Annotated in this window: 12 protein-coding genes and 1 pseudogene; 10 read left to right on the top strand and 3 right to left on the bottom strand. The window is 66.6% G+C overall.

What is annotated here, in order from left to right:
• Positions 1–33 precede the first annotated feature (33 nt).
• The 3 genes from ACHQ4I_RS17275 (at position 34) to ACHQ4I_RS17265 (ending at position 3256) form a co-directional block, all read left to right on the top strand.
• A complete protein-coding gene (locus tag ACHQ4I_RS17275; RefSeq protein ID WP_420772801.1) occupies positions 34–879 on the top strand; it encodes an alkaline phosphatase family protein in 846 nt (281 codons plus the stop codon).
• Between the two features lie 110 nt (positions 880–989).
• Positions 990–2279 carry an MFS transporter gene (locus tag ACHQ4I_RS17270; RefSeq protein ID WP_420772800.1) on the top strand — a complete coding sequence of 430 codons (1290 nt, stop codon included), beginning with the start codon at positions 990–992 and terminating at the stop codon, positions 2277–2279.
• On the top strand, positions 2276–3256 hold the full coding sequence (locus tag ACHQ4I_RS17265; RefSeq protein WP_420772799.1) for a TolB family protein: 981 nt from the start codon (positions 2276–2278) through the stop codon (positions 3254–3256). Before ACHQ4I_RS17270 ends, ACHQ4I_RS17265 begins: the two co-directional genes overlap by 4 nt.
• A 420-nt stretch (positions 3257–3676) precedes the next feature.
• Here ACHQ4I_RS17265 and ACHQ4I_RS17260 read toward each other — a convergent pair whose 3' ends face one another.
• Both ACHQ4I_RS17260 and ACHQ4I_RS17255 read right to left on the bottom strand, forming a co-directional pair.
• Positions 3677–4009 (bottom strand): hypothetical protein, encoded by a 333-nt coding sequence (locus ACHQ4I_RS17260; protein ID WP_420772798.1) that lies wholly within the window; start codon positions 4007–4009, stop codon positions 3677–3679.
• 93 nt (positions 4010–4102) lie between these two features.
• A complete protein-coding gene (locus ACHQ4I_RS17255) occupies positions 4103–4405 on the bottom strand; it encodes a hypothetical protein (RefSeq protein WP_420772797.1) in 303 nt (100 codons plus the stop codon).
• Between the two features lie 183 nt (positions 4406–4588).
• Between ACHQ4I_RS17255 and ACHQ4I_RS17250 the strand changes: the two genes are divergently transcribed.
• Entirely contained in the window at positions 4589–5386 is a 798-nt protein-coding gene (locus tag ACHQ4I_RS17250) for a lytic transglycosylase domain-containing protein (RefSeq protein WP_420772796.1), read from the top strand.
• 40 nt (positions 5387–5426) lie between these two features.
• Positions 5427–5579, top strand: a pseudogene (locus ACHQ4I_RS17245) (alpha/beta hydrolase-fold protein); the annotation flags it as partial.
• A gap of 9 nt (positions 5580–5588) precedes the next feature.
• Here the strand turns inward: ACHQ4I_RS17245 and ACHQ4I_RS17240 are convergent.
• On the bottom strand, positions 5589–6803 hold the full coding sequence (locus tag ACHQ4I_RS17240) for a PucR family transcriptional regulator (RefSeq protein ID WP_420772795.1): 1215 nt from the start codon (positions 6801–6803) through the stop codon (positions 5589–5591).
• An 828-nt stretch (positions 6804–7631) separates the two neighbouring features.
• Between ACHQ4I_RS17240 and ACHQ4I_RS17235 the strand changes: the two genes are divergently transcribed.
• The 5 genes from ACHQ4I_RS17235 to ACHQ4I_RS17215 are packed head-to-tail and all read left to right on the top strand — an operon-like array spanning position 7632 to position 16727.
• Positions 7632–7895: an acyl carrier protein gene (locus tag ACHQ4I_RS17235; RefSeq protein WP_420772794.1), complete on the top strand. Its 264-nt coding sequence runs from the start codon at positions 7632–7634 to the stop codon at positions 7893–7895.
• 3 nt (positions 7896–7898) lie between these two features.
• Positions 7899–13910 (top strand): aminotransferase class III-fold pyridoxal phosphate-dependent enzyme, encoded by a 6012-nt coding sequence (locus ACHQ4I_RS17230; protein ID WP_420772793.1) that lies wholly within the window; start codon positions 7899–7901, stop codon positions 13908–13910.
• Positions 13907–14758 (top strand): hypothetical protein, encoded by an 852-nt coding sequence (locus ACHQ4I_RS17225; protein ID WP_420772792.1) that lies wholly within the window; start codon positions 13907–13909, stop codon positions 14756–14758. The genes ACHQ4I_RS17230 and ACHQ4I_RS17225 overlap by 4 nt, the downstream gene beginning before the upstream one ends.
• Positions 14755–15009 (top strand): acyl carrier protein, encoded by a 255-nt coding sequence (locus ACHQ4I_RS17220; protein WP_420772791.1) that lies wholly within the window; start codon positions 14755–14757, stop codon positions 15007–15009. The genes ACHQ4I_RS17225 and ACHQ4I_RS17220 overlap by 4 nt, the downstream gene beginning before the upstream one ends.
• Complete coding sequence (locus tag ACHQ4I_RS17215; protein ID WP_420772790.1) at positions 15006–16727, top strand: fatty acyl-AMP ligase; 1722 nt, start codon at positions 15006–15008, stop codon at positions 16725–16727. The genes ACHQ4I_RS17220 and ACHQ4I_RS17215 overlap by 4 nt, the downstream gene beginning before the upstream one ends.
• Positions 16728–16743 lie beyond the last annotated feature (16 nt).

Below are 16743 nucleotides of genomic sequence, written 5' to 3'. Positions count from 1 at the left end.
CTGTCAGGGCCTGGTTATCCTTCAGGAGGATTCGTGTTCAGAAAGCGCATTGCGCCCGCAATCATGGCGGCGGCAGCTTTCATCGGTATGGCGACATCCGCGGTCGTCAGCTCGTCCAACGCGCAGGCGGCGACGAGCGTTCCGGTGTTCGACCACATTGTGCTGGTGATGTTCGAGAACCATTCCTACTCGCAGATCAACGGTAGCTCCAGCGCCCCCTACTTCAACAGCCTGGCCGGCCAAGGCGCGAAGTTCACCCAGTCCTTCGCGGTCACTCACCCGAGCGAGCCGAATTATCTGGCGATGTTCTCCGGGTCGACCCAGGGCATCACCGACGACAGCTGCCCGCACACCTTCGGCGGCAACAATATCGCCAACCAGCTGATCACCGCGGGCAAGACCTACAAGAGCTACTCCGAGGCCATGCCCTCGGACGGCTACACCGGCTGCTCGAGCGGCACGTACCGGCGCAAGCACAACGCCGCACCGTTCTTCAGCAACGTTCCGGCGACCAGCAACGTGCGGTTCAGCACGTTCCCTTCGGACTACTCGACCCTGCCGACTGTCTCGTACGTGGCGCCCGACATGTGCAACGACATGCACGACTGTTCGATCAGCACGGGTGACACCTGGCTGCAGAACCACATGGACGGCTACGCGCAGTGGGCCAAGACGCACAACAGCCTGCTCATCGTCACCTTCGACGAGGACAACGGCAGTTCGTCCAACCACATCTTCACCACATTCGTCGGCGCGCACACCCAGGTCGGCACCTTCTCCAACCAGATCAACCACTACAACGTGCTGAGCACCATCGAGAGCGCGTACGGGTTGTCCCACCTGAACTCCGCCTCGGAGATCACCAACGTGTGGAACTGACAGTTCGCGGATGTCCGCGACTGATCGGTAGCTGGTAATCACCCCGCTCGCGGGCATGCCGACGGCGTGTCCGCGAGCGGCTCCCGCAACTCACTGAGGTGGCACACCCCATGTACCTGTCCACGATCGACCGTCCACACGCCGGGGACGACGGCGCGAAACCTTCTCGCCGGAAGGTGTTCTTCCTGCTGAGCGGCAACGTGTTCGCGCTCGGCACGGTCAGCCTGGTCACCGACATCTCTTCGGAAATGATGACCGCGGTACTACCGGTGTACCTGGTCATCGGGCTGCACCTGAGCCCCGCCGTCTACGGCGTCGTCGACGGCACATATACCGGGGCGACAGCGCTGCTGCGGCTGGTCGGCGGGTACATCGCCGACTCGACGCGCCGCCGCAAGTTCATCGCCGGGCTGGGCTACGGGTTGTCGGCGGTGGCGAAGCTCGGGCTGCTGGCCGTGGGCAATTCGGTCGGCGCGATCGGCGCGGTGATCGCGATCGACCGCACCGGCAAGGGCCTGCGCACAGCGCCACGTGACGCTTTGATCACCCTGTCCACCCCGCCGCAGCTGTACGGCCGCGCGTTCGGCGTCCACCGGATGATGGACACAATCGGAGCGTTCGCCGGGCCGCTGGTCGCGCTCGGCATCCTTGCCGCCACCGCGCAGGCCTACGACGCGGTGTTCGTGGCCAGCTTCTGCATCGCCGTGTTCGGTGTATTCGTACTGGTGTTGTTCGTTCGGGATCACCGCGACGAACAGCCACCGAAGGGCACGGTGTCACCCTCGGCGCTGGGCGGGTTGATAAGGATGGCGCCGGTGCGGCGGCTGGTGCTGGCCGCGTGCCTGGCCGGGACGGTGACCATCGGCGACGGCTTCGTCTATCTCCTGCTGCAACAGCGGGAACACCTCAGCGTCAGCTGGTTCCCGCTGCTCGCCGTCGGTACGAACCTGTCCTATTTGCTGCTGGCCACGCCGTTGGGCCTGCTCGCCGACAAGATCGGCCGGCTGAAGGTCGTGCTCGGCGGCTACACGGCGCTGGTGCTGGTGTATCTATTGCTGTTCGGGCCGTTCGGCGGAACGGCGTTGCTGGTGGTGGTGCTCGCCCTCTACGGCCTGTTCTACGCGGCCACCGACGGCGTGCTGATGGCGCTGGCCGGTCCGGTCCTGCCCGAATCCCTGCGTACCACGGGAATCGCGCTGATCCAGACCGGACAGGCGTTGTCCTACCTGGTGTCCTCGGTGCTGTTCGGGCTGGCCTGGACGGTGTGCGGACCGGCGAGTGCGAGCCGGATCGCCGCGGTTCTGGTCGCGGTGGCCGTGCTCGTCCTGGGTCTGCTGCTGCGCGGCATCCCGGCCGCGAACACCGGCGCCCCTGGCGACCTCGCCGAGGAGCAGGCATGACGCGGCGGGTGTTGCTCGCACTGCTCGGGGCGGCGCTATTGGCCGCGGTCGCGGTCGGCTACGGCGTGTTCGCGGTGAGCCGCGTGCAGCCCACCGTGTCCGTGGCCAACGGGCTGAGTCTCACGGCCGGGCCGGGGATCCTGTTCCGCAGCACCGCACCGGACAGCAAGGGGCGCCTTGCGATGGTGACCACGCAAGATCCGGGCGGGTCACGCTCGGTATCCGCCCTCGACTGCCTGCGGGTCGACGCGGCGGGCGGCACCGGCATCTGTCTACGGCAGGACGGCGTGCTCGCCACCTTCCAGGCCGCCATCCTCGACAGCTCACTCAACGTGCAGAAGGAGATCCCATTGGTCGGCGTGCCCAACCGCACCCGGTTATCCGGGGACGGACGGCTGGCGGCCTGGACGGTGTTCGTGGCGGGCGACTCCTACAACAACGGACGGTTCTCCACCCGAGCGGGGCTGATCGACCTCGAGAACGCGGACATGATCGACTCGCTGGAATTCCTCTCGGTGACCCTGGACGGCCATCCCTACACCGCGGCCGACCTCAACTTCTGGGGTATCACATTCGCCGCCGCCGACAACATCTTCTACGCCACGATGTCCACCGCCGGACACCGGTTCCTCGTGCAAGGTGACATCGCGGCGAAAAGCATCCGCACCATCGCGCAGAACGTGGAATGCCCATCGCTGTCCGCCGATGGCAGACGTATCGCCTTCAAGTCGGCGATCGATGGCGACCCCGCGAACGGCTGGCGGCTGTCCGTACTGGACCTGGTGTCTGGCGCGAGGACTCCGCTGGCCGAAACCCGCAGCGTGGACGACCAGCCGGCGTGGCTGGATCCGGACACCATCGGCTACGCCATTCCGCGCGGCACCGACGACTCGGATATTTGGGCGGTCCCGGCGGACGGCTCGGGCAGTCCGCGGCTGCTCATTCCGCATGCCGAATCCCCGGCGGTACTCGGCTGACCGGAGCAATGGCGTGCCGCTCGAGTGCAAATTAATTTTTCGGAAATCCTGACGGGCTCGACTCGAAGCAGAGAGAAAACAATTCCTGATGCAAGCATTGGATAGTAACGAACCCGACCGAAACAATTCGATCGGCTCGCCTGATGCCGATATCGCCGATCCCGATGCGACACGATCGATCAGCATTCCTGACAGCGGGACCGCTGATTACCACAAAACAATGCTCATCGGCACGCCTGATCATGCCGTCGCCGATCCCCACGAGCCACGCGGTGAAAGCCGTGACGATGGATTCGGCGACAATTTATCCGACGACCGGTCCGGATCGGACTCGGGGCGATGGCAGCGGCCCACGAGGTTTTTTCACCTTCGACAGCGCTTACCGCATCTCGCGGCCCGCGACGTGCGCCAGCACCTGCCCTATGCCGCGGCTGCCGCGGCGCTGATCGCACTCGTTATCGGGGCCGTGGTCGCCGCGGATTCGAAGCGAAATGACAAGGCGGGCAATGTCTTGACGTCGTCGGAGGTCTCCGAGACATCGAGCGCGGCGGATCCGACCACCCAGATCGGGGCGATCAGCGACGTTGCCAGCATCTCGGAGACCCCGGATGATGGGCCCGTTCCGGATGACACCGCAACAGCGGACACGCTCGCCAGCGGGGCGGACACCGCGACCGACACGACCACCAGCGAGTCGACCGACACCACCACGGGCGATCCGGCCACCACGACCACCGATACCCCGACTCCCACCCCAGCGCCGGGTCTGTCTGTCAGCGCGAGTGTGAGTGCGAGCGCGAGTTTCTCGGTGCAGGCCGCCCCGCAATCGGATGCGAGCCAGACTGCTCAGCCCGGCGTAAGCCCGAGCCAGGATCCGATCACCACAACCAGCGTTCCGGTGATCGTCGCGCCCTCCGGCACCACCACCCTCTCGACAAGCCCGTCGCCGACCGAGACGACGACGCCGACCGGCACGACAACAACTACCGGCACGACAACAACATCGACCCTCCCGACAACCACGACGTCGATCAGTAGGACGACAACGCCGACCAGCGCCAGGACAACAACACCGGCCGGCAAGACGACAACCACATCGGCCCCGCGCACTCCGATGACGACCACAATCACCAAGACGACCGGGAGCAAGCCGGTACCGCCACCGTCCCAGCCGACGATCGCACATCCACCGACGACGACTACGCGTCACTCAACGGCGCCGACCGCGCCCAAGCCCGCGAAGGCGACTCCTACGGCTTCTCCACCCCTCCGGGCCGAGTAGCAGGTCACTCAGGTGGGAAGACCCACTGCGACAGTGAATTTCGAGGGGCGATGACGAATTCCTATTTGCTCGGCCCGCGCGGTCGGGGCGTGCCGACAGCGCGCCCGGCGTTGCTGGTGGCTGCGGTAGCGGCAATCCTCGCGGGATGTGGTGGCGCATCCGATCGAACTCCCGATCCGCAGCCGCCCCGTACGGGTGGGTCGGTGCCGGCGATTCGGCTCGAGGCGGTCGAGCACCCGCTCGACCAGCTTCGTGACTGGGCTCGAGTGCGGTCCGAAAAATACGGAGTCCCGGTGCGCGCGCTGCAGGCCTACGGATACGCGACGGTGGCCATGGCGAAGGCGCAGCCAGGGTGCCATCTCGGGTGGGTCACCCTGGCCGGGATCGCCCGTGTGGAAAGCGATCACGCCCGATTCGGCGGTGCCACCATTGCGGCCGACGGCCTGGTGCGCCCACCGATCCGTGGAATCGCCCTGAACGGCACCGGCGGCAATGCCGTGATCGTCGATCCCAACGCAACGGCCCGAGCCGGGCGCACGGTGTATGCCCGCGCGATGGGGCCGTTCCAGTTCATTCCTGACACCTGGAAGCGCTGGGGTGTGCGCGCCAGCACCGACTACAACACCCTCGCCAACACCTTGGCGACCGGCAAACCAGTAGCCACCAGCGATCTTTCGGGCAGCCCCGACAATATCGACGATGCGGCGCTGGCCGCGGGCCGCTACCTGTGCGCGGCCGGGGGTGACCTCGCCACCGCCCACGGCTGGCGGCAAGCCATCCTCGCCTACAACCACTCCACCGTCTACGTCAACCAGGTACGCAACGCCGCAATCGGCTACGAGAGCTGACGGAGGCACTAGTAGGACATCGATTCGCGGCGTGTCGCGCATGTTGCGGCCGGTGGGTGGCCAGTGGAGCTACTACACCGACCGGCGTGTGCCCGACCCGAAACTTGGTCTGTACAAATGGAAGACGTTCCTCACCGAGGAGCTGCCGCCGCTGATCGATGCCGAACTCGGTACCACCGGCGTCAACGCCATCGGGCTCGCGTCAGCGGTACGTGCGCGCGACCAAGGCCGAGCGCAGGTACCAGAGCCCAGATGGCTGCGACGGGTCGAAGCCGGTGAGCTGGCCGATGCGCTTGAGCCGGTAGTCGACGGTATTGGTGTGCACGTGCAGGACCCGGGCGGTGCGCTGCCGGTTGAGGTTATTGCCGATATGGCGCTGCAGGGTCTCCAGCAGTTCGGGATGCTCGTCCAGCGGATCCAGCAGCGAGCCGAGGTATTCGCGCCCCGGTCCCGGGCGGGTGAGCTGGTATTCGAGCGCGAGTTCGTCGAATTGATAGAGCCCGGCCACCGCCTGCAGCCGCTGCACCATATCGAGCAGTTCGTGCGCCTGGTCGGCCGCGTTCGGAATCTGTTCCGGCGTCGCCTCGACCATGGTCGCCGTGATCCCGACCTGCGCGGCGTGCGACAGTTTGGTCACCACCGCGTCGAGCTGATCGTTGTCGAATTGCGTCGAGGGGATCAGCACGGTGCCGCCGTCCACGCTGAGCAGCGACAGCGCGCTGGCGCCGCACTGGGTCGCGAGTTCGGCCTGCAGCCGACGCAGCTTGCGCCGGGCCACTACCTGTGCGTCGAGCCTTGGATTGTGCTCGTCGCGATGCGGTGGAATGGCAACGGCGAGAACGGCGTACGACTCGGCGATGGCGATGCCGCATTCGCGTGCCATGGTCGAGGTGCTGTGTCCGCCGAGCAGCGCCGAGGTGAGCGTGTGCACCGCGGTGTGGTGTTCGCTGACGACCGAGCGCAGTTCGCGGATATAGGCGACCGAGATCGCCGAGGTGAGCTTGTCGAGCAGTTCGATGACCATCTTGGCGCCATCGACGAGATTGTCGTAGTCCTTGATCGTCGCACTGGACACCACCAGCTCGCTGCCGATCTGGAAGCCCTCGTGGATGGAATGCAGGATGGTGTCGATCGGCACGCCCTCGCGGGCCCACCCGGCGGCATGGTCCTCGAGCCGTTGCACCTTCTCCGGTATGTCCTTGCCGTCGAGCATGCTGACCGCGATCTCGAGGCAGACGCGGGTGCTGGCGGTGAAATCGCCGGTGATCGCATCCCCCGGCATCGTCGCGCACGGGATGACGTTGTCCACGAAGTGGCCGACCATCTGCCGGGACAATGTGCGAACGTCCTTGAGTGGGAACGACATCGGCTTACCCGAGAGGGTCAGGGTCGGCCTGGTCGAGTGGTCGACGGACATTGGCGACTCCTTTTACCCCCGATGTTGCTGTGTGGCGCATTCACACTAACCGGCCGAGGTCGGCTAGGGAACGCTTCGCATGGTTCTGTGAAAGTGCGCTAGCGGTGGCGGGGTGGCCTTGTGACCGGTCACAGTGTTTCAGAGGGGCTACCGGCAAGTAATGAGAGCGGTCACACCTGCCGACGGGACCAGAAGTTAGCCGGAAGTTCGGGCCCCGCACATGCCGCGTGGGATGGCGTAAAAATGCGGTTACGTGACTTTGCATTCTGCGCCGAATGTGTTAGGGCTCAATGCAAAACAAAAATACCGGTGGGTTGGTTTGAAAACTCTGCTGTCCGCTCAGTGAACCGGGCGTGAACAGCGCATTTATTGGAAATTGATCCCGCTGCTCGGGGGTGTGGTCGAATTGATGAATTATCTGTGACTCCATATCGCGGAATGTGTTGTCTCAGACGCGGACTCGTCAGGACCCCTTTTTGGTGGGGGCAATCGGGGCTGACGCACTTTGTCGAGTCAAATTAGCGGGACAGTTGCCGACGCTGCTAACTCGTTGCGCGGCAAGGTCATTGAGATTGCAAGCCGCAAAACAGCGGTGTACAGATGTGTGCATGCACCGCTGTGACTGCTAACAGTTGTGCACATGGACGAGATATTGGACGTGACAGTCCTGATTGCCGGTATCGGAGGGCAAGTGAGCGCAGTCTCGGCTGGTGTTGGATTCGGCTCTGACCAGCGAACATTCAGGTCGGGTACGGCGGAGTCCACGGTTTCGGCACGCGTTGCGCGCACGGCGGACGCGGCAGGCTCGAGTGCGACGGAGGACGTGTGATGACCGGGTTGAACGATGTTCACGAGCGGGTACGTGAACTCTTTTCGCGCGGACTGCAGGTGTCCGAGATCGATGTGAATACGCCGTTGCTGGATTATGGCTTGGATTCGGTCCGGTCGGCCGAACTCGTGATCGAACTCGAGCGGACGTTCGACATCGAGATCTCCGACGAGGAGGCCGCGACCCTGCACACCGCCCGCGACGTAATCGACTGTGTGGTCGCTAAGTCCGCCGCGAATCGGCACTCGGGTATCGGAGCGTAGGTAGTGTCCGCGAGCGTTCTGTTTCCGAAACAAATAAATACCGCCGCCATTGTTTCCGAGCACGAACTATTCGATGATTTCGCCCGGCACAACCGTCCCGGGCTGGCTCGGCTGCTGCGTGCGTGCCATCTGGACGTCGTGTATGTGGGTGCCGAAAGTGACTCCCTGATCTGCCCCGATGGTGCGCGGGTATTGGATCTTGTCGGCGGTTTCGGGGCGGCGCTGTTCGGGCACAACCATCCGGCGCTCGTGCGGGTGGCGACCGCGCGGCTCAACCAGCAGACCCCGTTCGTCTCCCAGGGCAGTGTCCGGCCCGGGGCCGCGCGACTGGCGCGACGGCTCTCGGAATCGGTGGCGGCCAGCACCGGTCGCGACTACGTGGTGACCTTCGGATCCACCGGCGCGGACGCGGTCGAGGCGGCGATCCGCCACGCGGCCGTTGCGCATGCGCGCGCCCTCGGTGAGTTGGAGACCGAACTGCGCCGCACCTCGCGCCGGGTTCGGCGCGACGGTCTACATGATGTGCGTCCGATCGCCATGGCCGACAACGGATCCGGCGTCACCGACGACGACGGCCGTTCGGTCGCGGAGATTCTCACCGAATCGCTGCGCGAGATCGACGAACTACGCCGTCGCGGACCGGTTTTCGTCTCGTTGACCGGCGCCTTCCACGGCAAGACCGCCGGCGCGTTCGCCCTGACCGAGCAGGCCGACACCCCGGCGGACCTGGTGGTGCCGGGCCCGGAGCGGCGCAGGCTCGAGACCTGGGATCCGGACGAGGTCGCCGCGGCGTTCGCCGATGAACTGCGGCCGGTATGCCGGATCACCTTCGACGGCGCCGGTCGGCCGGTGCGGTCGTGGACCCGCATCTCGCCGATCGCTGCGGTCTTCGCCGAGCCGATTCAGGGCGAGGGCGGTGTGCGCGAGGTCCCGACAGCGACCCTGCGCGCGCTGCGTGAGTTGGCCGATTCGCATACGGCGGCCCTGGTTTTCGACGAGATCCAGTCGGGCATGGGGCGCACCGGAACCTTCCTGGCCTCGACGCCATCCGGGGTCGGCGCGGATTACTACCTGCTCTCGAAATCCCTGGGCGGCGGACTGGTGAAGATCTCCGCCCTGCTGGTCGACCGGCAGTGCTCGATCGCCGACTTCGGGCGGTACCACACTTCGACCTTCGCCGACGACGACCTGTCCTGTGCGGTCGCCGATGCCGCGCTGGATCTGCTGCGGGACAACCAGATCCGCATCCGTGACACCGGGTCGCGACTGCGTTCCCGGCTCGACGCGGTGGCGCGACGCTGGCCCAAGGAGATCGTCGCGGTCCGCGGCCGCGGACTCCTGCAAGGAATCGAACTGTCGCCGCTGGAGCCGACCTCCGCGCTGCTGCGCGAGATCTGCGATCCGGAGCTGTTCGGGTACGTGGTGGCGGGCTACCTGCTGCACACCCACCAGATCCGCATGCTGCCAACACTTTCCGCGCCGACCACCCTGCGCATCCAGCCCTCGGCCTTCCTCGCCGACGCGGACCTGGACCGGCTGGCGGCGGCGCTCGACGATCTCGCCGCGCTACTACATCGCGGCGATTACGAGCGGCTGCTCGCGCACCTGGCCGCGCCGGTCACCACGGATTGGCCGGTGCCGGAGCGCAAGTCACCGTCTCGGCGGCGCACCCACGAGGTAGCGCGCGACTGGAAGGCCCCGACCAGGGTGGCGTTCCTCGCCAATCTGCCCGACGCCGCGGATCTGCGCAGATTCGCGCCGGAACTGGCCGAATGGTCCGACGACCAATTCGCGGCGCTGTTCGAACGGCTGCGTGGGGTGGCCGAACCCTTCGAACTGACCAGGCAGATCGTCACGTCGCCGACCGGCGCCGAGGTCGAGGTATGCCTGATCGCGGTGCCCATCTCGGCGGAGCAGATCATCGAATGCCAGCGTGCCGGACATCGGGCCTGGCTGCGCGATCTGGTGCTGGAGGCGGTGGAACAGGCGATCGCCTTGGGCGCCACCGTGATCGGGCTCGGTGGTTACACCTCGATCGTCACCAATGCCGCGCGCGATGTCGTGGAGGACACCGTCAAGGTGACTTCCGGCAATTCGCTCACCGCGGCCTGCGCCTACGACGTGGTCCGCGCCGAACTCGCCCGCCTCGAACCGGGGCAGCGGCGGATCGGGATTCTCGGCGCGCTCGGCAATATCGGTGCGGTAATGGCGGAACTGCTTGCGCCACTCGCGGATTCGGTGACCCTGGTCGGGCGCGCCGGATCGGCGTCCCGGCTCGAGCGGATCGCCTCGACCCTGCCCGCAGCGGTGACGGTCAGTGAGGACCTGACCGCGCTGCGCGCCTGCCGCATCGTCCTCACCGCCACCAACTCGGCCGTGCCCGTGGTCACCGCCGAGGGGCTGGCCGACGACCATCCGGTGCTCGTGGTCGATCTCGCGGTCCCCGGCGATGTGGATCCCGCGGTGTCCCACCAACCGAATATCACCCTGGTCTCCGGCGGTCGCATGGCGCTGCCGCTCGGCCAGACACCCCCTTTTCCGGAAACCGGGCTGCCCGCCGGGGTCGTCTACGCGTGCATGGCCGAAACCGTTCTGCTCGGTTTCGAACCGCGGACCGCGAGCCCCTCCTATGGCGGCCTGACCGCGGCAGGTGTGCGCGCCGCGCGCGATCTGGCCGTCCGTCACGATGTGCGCCCGGTTCTGCTTCCGACAGGAGCTCCCACCGTGTCCGAAACTCCCACCGCGGCCACACCCGCCCCGATGTTCCTCGGCGCGGCCGATTTCGCACCGGACCGCGCCGGTGGCAAGGCGGGCACGCTGCACGAATTGATCGTCGCCGGATTCGAGGTCCCGCCCGGCTTCGTCGTCACCGCCGATCTCGAGCTGGCTCGAATCTCCGACGAGGACCTGAACGCCTGGGTGCGCGCACTGGGCGGATTCCCGGTCGCGGCGCGCTCGAGTGGTGTGCTCGAAGACCTCGACGACGCCAGCTTCGCCGGTCAGTACGAGTCCTACCTCGACATCACCGATGTCGCGGCATTGCGCGGCTACATCGAGCAGTGCCGGGAATCGGTGCACAACGAGCGCGTTCGCACCTACCTGGCCCGGCACGGCTACCGTGAGGCGAGCGCCTCGGTGGCAGTGCTGGTCCAGCGCATGGTCGACGCCCGTTGTGCCGGAGTGGGTTTCAGCATCGACGCACTCACCGGCATAGAAGAGCACGCGGTCGTCGAAGCGTGCCAGGGTCTGGGCGAACGACTCGTCTCCGGACATGTCACGCCGACCAGATACACGCTGCGGCTGTTCGACGGTTCGGTGGTCGAGCGGGACGCGGGCGATGAGAATGTCGAGCTGAACGCCGACGCCACCGCCGAACTGGCGGCACTCATGCTCGCGGTGCAGGCGCACCGGCACCGCCCGCAGGACATCGAATGGGCCATCGACGGCGACGGGAAACTGTGGCTGCTGCAGGCGCGGGCCATCACCGCTATCACCTGGCGCACCGATATCGACCAGTTCTCCGACGCCGATCTGCGCGACGGCGGCGTCTCGGCGCGGGTCTGCACGCCGATGATGTTCTCGTTGTACGACAACGCCTTCCAGCATTCGATGCAGCAGTTCTTCGAGCGGTTGAGGCTAGCCGAACCCGGTGTGGAGCCGGACTGGATGGCCATGTACTACGGCCGCGCCTACTGGAATGTCAGCGCGGTGAAGAAGTGCATGTTCCGCATTCCCGGGTTCGACGAACAGCACTTCGACGACGACCTCGGTGTGCTCAATGACTACGGTTCCGACGGACCGCATCGCACTGCGACCAATGTGAAGACCATCGCCAGGGCACTGCCCGCGGCGCTGGCCGTGCCGAAGAGCTACCAGAACCAGTTGGCGGCGGTCGAGGCGTTCGCGGTGGAATGGCCTGCGAAGTACGCGGTGTGGCGCAGGCGGGTTCGCGAACTGCCGCAGACCGATGAGGCCACCTTCGTCGCAGATCTGGCGGACTGCCTGCTGACCTTCCACGCCGCCACCGAGCGCACCTACTTCACCACCATCTACAACAACTCCAGCGTGCAGACCGACTTCAAGCAGCTGCTGGACAAGGTCGACGCCGCCACCGGCGCGACCACCTCGGCGATCGACCTGATGGGCGGGCTCGCCGATATCAGCCATATGCAGCTGCAGCGCGGCATCGTCGAATTGCACCGGGTGGCAAGCGATCACGGTCTCGACAGCCCCGAATGGACCAAGGCCCTCGATGCCTTCCTCGACGAGCAGGGCTTCCACGCCGACGCGGAACTGGATCTGACCAACCCGCGCTGGTCGGAGGCGCCCGAACGGGTGCGCTCGATGATCGCGGTCATGCTCGAACACGGCACCCCGCCCGCGGATCCCGATGTCACGCTGGTGGATCAGCGCAAGCGCTACGAGGACGAACTGGCCGCGGTGCGCGCGCGGGTGCGTGCCAAGCCGCTGACACGGGTGAAGTACGCCAAGGCCCTGGACAAGCAGGTCGAGCGGATGCGCCGGTATCTGGTCGCGCGCGAACGCATGCGGGAGTTCTCCTCGCAGTGCTATGCCATCGTCCGCGCCTATGTGGTGGAGGCCGGGGTGCGTCTCACCGCGGCGGGGACGCTCGAACGGGCCGACGATGTCTTCCAGCTGTCCATCCACGAGCTGAGCGATCTCGCGGCCGGACGGGTGGATATCACGACGCTCGCACCCCAGATCGCCTACCGCCGTGCGATTTACGCTGGCTACCGCGATCTGGTGCCACCGCACGAGCTCGGCGGCGGTGTCACGGTCGGCGCGGTCCGCGAGATCGGGGACGGCGATCTGACCGGCCTCGGGTGCAGTCCCGGTGTTGCCGAGGGCACCGCTCGGGTGATCAGCTCGCTGGCCGATATCGACCAGCTGCGCGAGGGCGACATCCTGGTCACCCGGTTCACCGATCCCGGGTGGACGCCCGCGCTCGGGCTGGTCGCCGCCGTGGTGACCGAGGTGGGCGGGATGCTCTCGCACGCGGCGGTCATCGGACGCGAATACGGGATTCCGGCGGTGCTGAATGTCGCGGGTGCGACGACGGCGGTGCGCTCCGGACAGCGTATTCGGGTCGACGGCGGTGCCGGAGTCATCAGCGTGCTCGAGGCCGAGGTCGCCGCCGAGACAGCGCAACTCTCCGGTAAGGGCGACCAGGCACCCGATGTCGGCGACGTCGCGGAACCGGAGCGGGCGCGCCAGCGTCCGCGGCCGGTACCGGCCGAGCCGCCGATCCCGGAACCGGATGAGCCCGCCGCGCCAGCGCGTGCGGTGCCATTGCGGCCCACCGAACCCAAGCAACAACCCCAGCCCCCGGAGCATCCGCGCCCGGCGGCCAGCAGAACGGATGAACCACTGACCGCACGCAAGCGCCTGATCTGCATCGCCGGTGCCGATGGATCGGGTAAGACGACCCAGGTTGCCCGCATCGCCGCGGAATTCGAGGCGCAAGGCCAAAGCGTTGCCGCCGTGACCATTTGGGACGCGTTCCTCGACCCGAAGGTCTCCTCGAAACTGCCCTGGCAAAGTCCGGCCGAGATCTACGGCTACCTCAAGCTGCTGTCCCCGTTGAGCCGCGCGCACTTCCTGTTCCACGCCATGCAGCTGTCCTTCGATCTGGCCGCCGAGCGCGGGCCGGACATCCTGCTGGCGAATGCCTACTGGTACAAGTACTTCGCCACCGAGGTCGCCCACGGCGGTGATGCGACCGTACTGCGCAAGCTGGCGGCGGGATTCCCGGAGCCGGACCGCACCTTCTACCTCGAGGTCAGTCCGCAGGATGCGTTGGGGCGCAAGCAGTTGCGCAGCGACTACGAAAGCGGCTACGGCGACGAGGAGACCTTCCTGACCTTCCAGCGTCGCAGCCACGACGCACTGGAGGCATTGTCGGAGGAGTTCGGCTGGATCCGCCTGGACGGTACCGCGGCCCCCGCCGACATCACCAAAGCCGTTCTCGCCCAACTGCGGGAGGACGACCGGTGACCGCCGCGCATACCCGCCGCGTCGCGATCGTCGGCATCGACGGCGCGGGCAAATCATCGGTGATGGCACGTCTGCGCGAATTGGCGCCGGCCACCGGCTCTTTCGCCTCGATGACCTGCCCGGACTTCCACAACACCAGGGACGTCCCGCTGACCGATCTGTCCAAGCAGCTCAAGGCCTTCAGCGTCGGATGCGACGAAATCTCCGCCCTGGAGATGAAGGCCACCGCGATGTACCTGCAGATGACGCTGTTCGGCCCGGTGGAGCGGCACTTCCTGAGCACCTGGTCGCCGGATGTGCTGGTATTCGAGCGGCATCCGATGATCGAACTGCTCGTCTACGGACCGCTGTATGTCGCACTGGCCCGCCCGGAATGGAACGGTCACGACCGCGCGGCGGAGATCGCGGCCGTGCTGGAGCGCCACCGGCCCGGCACCTTCGACGACATCCTGGCCTGGCATCGGTCCGAATCCACCCGCCTCGGCAGCTCTCCGGATATCTGGGACCTGCTGTCGGAGATCGCGGATCTGGTGCGCCGGGACGTGACCGAATCGGTCCCCGGCTTCGCCGACCGCTTCCGCACCACATTGCCCGACGCCGTGCTCTGGCTGGACGCCCCGCCGGAAGAGGCCGCGGCACGGTGCGCGGAACGTTCGGGGGACGGGCCCAAAGAGGCCCATGAAACAGCAGAGCGGCTCGGAGCCCTGCGTGACGGATATCTAAAGGTGCGCGACATCCTCGCGGCGGCCTTCCCCGAAGTGGGATTCCACCGCATCGACACCGGCGACGGCGTCGATCTCGAGGAGTCGGTGCGCGCCTGCGTGACGGAAGGGAAGTTACTCGGGTGAGTACACAGGCAGACACCCCGGCCACCGAGATCGAGGCGCGGGTGCGCGCCATCGTCGGTGAGGTGCTGTGGGTTTCGGCGGACGATATCGATGCGTCCGCCCAATTGACCGACTACGGACTGGATTCGCCGACTGCCATCGAGTTGACCATTCAGCTGGAGCAGGCGTTCGGCATCGTCATCCCGGAAGATGCGGCGGCACAGTTGAATACGGTCGACGAGATCGTGCGTTACGTGCGAGGTGGGCAGTGACGGTGCTTACGCCCAAACATCCGACGATCGTGCACGCGCTGCTGGCCAATGCCGAGCACGGTGCGACGGGACCCTCGACGATCTTCGTTCCGGAGCGTGGCGGTGACGGGTCGGGCAGCGAAATCACCTGGCGGCACGATGATCTCGTGGCCGCAGCGGGACGCACCGCCGCAGCCTTGGCCGCCGAGGGTGTCGAGCCGGGGGATCGGGTGATGCTGTGCCTGCCCACCTCCCCGGAGTTCGTCACCGCATTCTTCGGTGCACTGGTGCTCGGAGCGGTGCCGACCGCGGTGGCGACGCCCGGTGGATTCGGCTCGGCGGATATCTTCCGGGACAAGTTCACCCGGCTGCTCGCCTATCTGGAGCCCGCGGCGGTGGTCGCGACGCCGTCGGTGCTCGCTGGGGGAGCACTGCCGGACGCCGTGGCCGCCATCGACGGCGACGTGCTGCACGCCTGGGCATGTTCACCGGATGCACCCACGCTCGCCCCCAGACTTCCCGAGCCCGGGGATCTGGCCTTCATCCAGGCGACCTCCGGCTCGACCGGAACACCGAAGGGTGTGCAGATCACCCACGCGAATCTCGCGGCCAACTGCGAACAGATCGCCGACGCCGCCACGATGGGACGCGGCGACACCTGGGTGGGCTGGTTGCCGCTGCACCACGACATGGGTCTGATCGGTGGGTTCCTGACGCCGGTATACCGTGGCTTCGACGCGGTGCTGATGCCGCCGAGTCGATTCCTGCGCAGTCCGGGGGATTGGCTGCGCGCGGTCAGCCGGTATCGCGGAACATTCACTGCGGCACCGAATTTCGCGTATGGCTATGCGGCGGCGCGAGTCACCGATGCCGAACTCGACGGCGTCGACCTGTCGAGCTGGCGGTTCATGTTCTGTGGTGCGGAGCCCATCCATCCGCCGACGGTGCAGCGCTTCGTCGACCGGTTCGCGGCGTGGGGGCTGCCGAAGGACGCGCTGGTCCCGTGCTATGGAATGGCCGAGGCATCGCTTGCGGTCACCGTGAACCGTCCACACGCGCCGATCGCGTTCGACTCGATATCGCGTCAGGCGCTGACCGGAAACGGTGTGGCCCTGGATGTTCCGGCGGACGACCCGGACGCGATGCACATCGTCGACTGCGGTGCACCGCTGTCGGGCACCGAGGTGCGCATCGTGGCCGAGGACGGCGCGATCTGCGGCGCTGATATCGCCGGCCGCATCCAATTCCGCGGCCCCTCCATGACCGTCGGCTATTTCCGGCTGCCCGCGGAGACCGCGGCCGCCACCCGCGACGGCTGGTGGGACACCGGCGATATCGGCTACCTGCGCGACGGTCGGTTGCGCATCACCGGCAGGCATAAGGACCTGATCATCATTCGCGGCGCGAACTATCTGCCCACCGATTTCGAGCTGGCCGCACAGGAAGTCGCGGGTGTGCGACTGGGCGGTGTCGCTGCCGTCGGTCATGCCGATACCCAGGGGCTTTCGGAGGAACTGCATCTGATCGTCGAATCCGGTGCCGACGCCGCCGAACACGATGCGCTGCGGCGGGCCGTGCGCGTCGCGGTGAGCAAGCGCACCGGCGTACTGCCCGCCGGTGTGCGCGTGGTGCCGCCGCGCAGCATCCCGAAGACCACCAGCGGCAAGGTGCAGCGCGCGGAGGCCAGGCGCCTGTTCCTGGTCGAGGACGATCTGGTCGGCGCCGGAGGCGCGGCATGAGCGAACGCAGTGAGTC

This window comes from Nocardia nepalensis, assembly GCF_048910785.1.
Lineage (GTDB): Bacteria > Actinomycetota > Actinomycetes > Mycobacteriales > Mycobacteriaceae > Nocardia > Nocardia nepalensis.
Note: the sequence above shows the minus strand (reverse complement) of the source record. Positions and strands in the feature narration are given on the sequence as shown.

Bases quoted from the DNA above. Each gene is read 5' to 3' on its own strand.
- ACHQ4I_RS17235 (WP_420772794.1), top strand. From the start codon at position 7,632: ATGACCGGGTTGAACGATGTTCACGAGCGGGTACGTGAACTCTTTTCG.
- ACHQ4I_RS17265 (WP_420772799.1), top strand. From the start codon at position 2,276: ATGACGCGGCGGGTGTTGCTCGCACTGCTCGGGGCGGCGCTATTGGCC.
- ACHQ4I_RS17250 (WP_420772796.1), top strand. From the start codon at position 4,589: ATGACGAATTCCTATTTGCTCGGCCCGCGCGGTCGGGGCGTGCCGACA.
- ACHQ4I_RS17270 (WP_420772800.1), top strand. From the start codon at position 990: ATGTACCTGTCCACGATCGACCGTCCACACGCCGGGGACGACGGCGCG.
- ACHQ4I_RS17240 (WP_420772795.1), bottom strand. From the start codon at position 6,803: ATGTCCGTCGACCACTCGACCAGGCCGACCCTGACCCTCTCGGGTAAG.